The sequence below is a fragment of the Tardiphaga sp. genome, assembly GCF_025356345.1.
In the GTDB taxonomy this organism is placed as follows: domain Bacteria; phylum Pseudomonadota; class Alphaproteobacteria; order Rhizobiales; family Xanthobacteraceae; genus Tardiphaga.
The window spans coordinates 1-3,484 of sequence record NZ_JANXTC010000381.1; the positions used below are offsets into that span (position 1 = coordinate 1).

Here is a 3,484-nt window from a genome sequence, read left to right on the forward strand (position 1 = left end):
TGCTGCAGCCCGGCAACAGCGTGCGCGCGACCTGGCGGGCCCGGATTGACGAGCAGCTCGGCTATTTTCTGATGGAAGCCACCAAGATGCGGGCCGCGACCGTGCTGGGCTCCGGCCACGCGGTTTATGGGGTCACGCATCTGGCGTCGCTGGCCCGGCTGTTGCCGGAACGCGATCCGCATGAGGATATCTACGAGATGCTGGAGCGCATCCTGAATGATTTCGACGATGTCAGCGAAGCCGCGATCCATGTGGTGCGGTTCGAACTGGCGATGCTGACCGAGCTGGGCTTCGGCCTCGATCTGGAAAACTGCGCCGCCACCGGCGCCACCACCGATCTGATCTATGTTTCGCCAAAGTCCGGCGGGGCGGTGTCGCGGTCGGCCGGTGAACCGTGGCGCGACCGGTTGATGCGGCTACCGCCGTTTCTGCGTGAGGACGGCGCTGGCGATGGTCGCAACAGCTGGTCCGACCAGGACCTGCGGGACGGTTTCGACCTCACCGGCCGCTTTCTGCTGCGCAATGTGCTGGAACCGCGCGGGCAGGGCCATTCCGACGCCCGCGAGGGTTTTATCAACGCGGTGGCGAAGCATCTGGCGCGGATCGGTGCGTTGTCCTGAATCGCAGTTCGGTGTTGGCGGGAGTTGAATTCGCGGTTATGATGAGAACTCTATCGAAACCGAGAGCTGATTGATCACAATGCTGGTTCGTCTGACCAGAGCGCAGCGGCTGAAAGCAGGGTGGATTATCGCCCTGGTGTATTTGCTGTGCGTGCTGGCACCGGCGATGTCCTACGCATTGCCGGGACCGCATCTGATTGCGCCGTGCCTGACGGGCGAAAGCCATATGACTGGTATGGTCCACGTCGGCGGCGAGGCACAGTCGCCGCATCGGCACGATGACCACCACAAGCATGCTCATTCGGCCGCGCAATCCGGCGAAGCTGCCCAGTCGATGGCGACGGAAAATTATCCGGAACCCGGCAGGGCGACGCATGCGTCTGATGGGCAATGCTGCGGATTGATGTGCGTCGTCGCGCTTCCGGCGGCGCTTTTCGATATTGTCAGGCCTTCCGTACCCATCGCCCCTTGCGAAATCGAGGGTCATCGGAAGATCGCAGACAGCGCGCCCTCCCTTCTGTATCGGCCGCCCATCTCCTGAACTGACCCATCGACGTGGTGCGACGCTCTCACAGGGCTCGCGCTCATGGTCCATCGTCATTTCAGGAAAATAAAATGCTTGCGCAGCGTAATGCGATGCTTGTCGCCGTTGGTTCGGTGGCAGCAAGACTGTTGGCTATCAGACTACTCAAACTCGCGGGCATGACCGCCGCGGCATTGGCCGTGACATCGTGCATGCCGATGACGGCGCCTCTCGCCGGTGCGGATCCCGCCGATCCCGGAGCCAAGGTCGCAAGTACCAATTACCGCTCGACCATCGCTCCCTACACAGGCCTTCGCCCGACCACGCCCGCACCATGGCGAGCGCGGAACGACCGCGTCGCCCCGGCGCCGAAACCCGGCCAATAGGAGCGCGTGATGTTCACCAGACCAGAAAAGCTATTTGCCCTTCGGTTGCATTCCGGGGCGGCGCGCGCGGCGGCAACCGTGCTGCTGTCGGCCGTGCTGTTATCGGGGTGCGCGACGTTCTCGCCCGACGGCGGGATGAATGTCGTCTCCAGCGTGGCCGGCGAAACCATCGAAAAGGATGTGGTTTCCATCCGCACGCGGGATGACGCGCAACGCGCCCATGCTTGGGTCGTGGGACTTGCTCGGCGAGATCTGACGATGGATAGCGCCGTTCAGGTCGCGCTCCTGAACAATCGCGGCCTGCAGGCCTCCTATAATGAACTGGCGCTGGCGGAAGCCGATATGGTCGGTGACAGCCTGCCGCCCAATCCGCGATTTTCCATTTCGCGTATTGCCGGAAACGGCGCGCTCGAGGTTGAACGGCAAGTGGTCGGCGATATCCTCGCTCTGGCTACGCTACCATTCCGATCGGAGATCGCCCGCCAGCGGTTCCAGAAGGCCCAGCTCCGTGCCGCCGAGGATACGCTACGTCTGGCCGCTGACGTTCGGCGAGCCTATTATCAAACGGTAGCCACCTATGAACTCACTACCCTTCTGACCGACGCCAAGTCGACGGCGGAATCGACCGCCCAGCTTGCATTGAAACTCGGCGAGACCGGCGCGCTGAACAAGCTCGACCAGGCTCGCGAGCAGGTGTTTTACGCGGAGACGACCGCCGATCTGGCGACCAGCCGTCAGGATGCGGCGAGCTACCGCGAGCGCCTGATCCGATTGCTCGGCCTCTGGGGAGAGGACATCAATATCCGGGTGCCGCGGAAGCTCCCCGCTCTGCCACGTCAACCGCTGTCGTTGCCGCGCATCGAGGTCGCGGCGATCGATCATCGTATCGACCTTCAGATCGCCCGCATTGAACTGGCAGCGCTGGCCAAGTCACTCAACCTCACAGAGGCGAGCCGCTTCGTTACAATGCTCGACGTCGCCGGGATCGATCGAAAGACGCGTGATCCGACAGGAGCGGCTTTCGGCGAACGGGGTTTCGATGTGCAGCTCCAGATTCCGATCTTCGATGGCGGCGAAGTTCGAGTCCGCCAAGCCGCCGAAACCTATAAATTGGCTTTCAATCTGTTGACCGAAAAGGCCGTCAACGCGCGCTCGGAAGCGCGCGACGCCTTTCAGGTGTATCGATCAACCTATGACATCGCCGGCCATTATCAGCGCGAAGTACTGCCGCTTCGAAAAATTATCTCGGAAGAGATGCAACTACGTTTCGGCAGCATGCAGGTTGACGTGTTTGCCCTGCTGACGGAGGCGAGACAGCGTATCGCGGCATTGCGCGCCGCCATCGCGGCTAAACGCGATTTTTGGCTCGCACAATCGCAATTGCAGACCGCCATTAATGGCGGGGGCCGTGGCGACCTTGTCGATTCAAATATTTCGGCATTTGCGAAATTATCCGGTGGCGGCCGCTAGAGATGGAGAGACCCATGTTGTCCAGACGAAATTTTCTCGGTACTGCGACCGCGCTCGCCAGCGCGGCGGCGGTCTCCGGTCGAGCCCAGGCCGCGAATATCCCCGAGGCGCCGATGATGGAAAAGGCCGCGACGCAGCCGCCGCTGCATCCATCGGGTGGCCCCGATTACAATCCAGTGGTGACGTTGAACGGTTGGACGCTGCCCTGGCGGATGAATGGCGACTGGAAAGAGTTTCATCTGGTGGCAGAGCCGGTCGAGCGCGAATTTGCCGAGGGTATGAAGGTCCATTTGTGGGGCTATAACGGGCAGTCGCCGGGGCCGACCATTGAGACGGTCGAAGGTGACAAGGTCCGCATCTACGTCACCAACAAGCTGCCGGAACACACCGCTGTTCACTGGCATGGGCAGCGTCTGCCCAACGGCATGGATGGCGTCGGAGGCCTTACGCAGCCCGCGATCAAGCCCGGACAGACCTTTGTCTAT

General features: G+C 61.9%; 5 protein-coding genes. All 5 read left to right on the forward strand.

Features of this window, described 5'->3' with window-relative positions; translation table 11 throughout:
* A partial coding sequence (recO, locus tag Q0S16_RS23045; RefSeq protein WP_295853674.1) for a DNA repair protein RecO occupies window positions 1–620 on the forward strand: 620 nt, incomplete at its 5' end.
* 79 nt (window positions 621–699) lie between these two features.
* On the forward strand, window positions 700–1,161 hold the full coding sequence (locus Q0S16_RS23050; RefSeq protein WP_295853678.1) for a hypothetical protein: 462 nt from the start codon (window positions 700–702) through the stop codon (window positions 1,159–1,161).
* A gap of 74 nt (window positions 1,162–1,235) precedes the next feature.
* Entirely contained in the window at window positions 1,236–1,529 is a 294-nt protein-coding gene (locus tag Q0S16_RS23055) for a hypothetical protein (protein ID WP_295853681.1), read from the forward strand.
* Window positions 1,530–1,538: 9 nt separating this feature from the next.
* The gene (locus tag Q0S16_RS23060) at window positions 1,539–2,999 is read left to right on the forward strand and encodes a TolC family protein (RefSeq protein WP_295853684.1); all 1,461 of its coding nucleotides are present in this window, start codon (window positions 1,539–1,541) and stop codon (window positions 2,997–2,999) included.
* 14 nt (window positions 3,000–3,013) lie between these two features.
* Window positions 3,014–3,484: multicopper oxidase domain-containing protein (locus Q0S16_RS23065; RefSeq protein ID WP_295853689.1), on the forward strand; the 471-nt coding region annotated here is incomplete at its 3' end.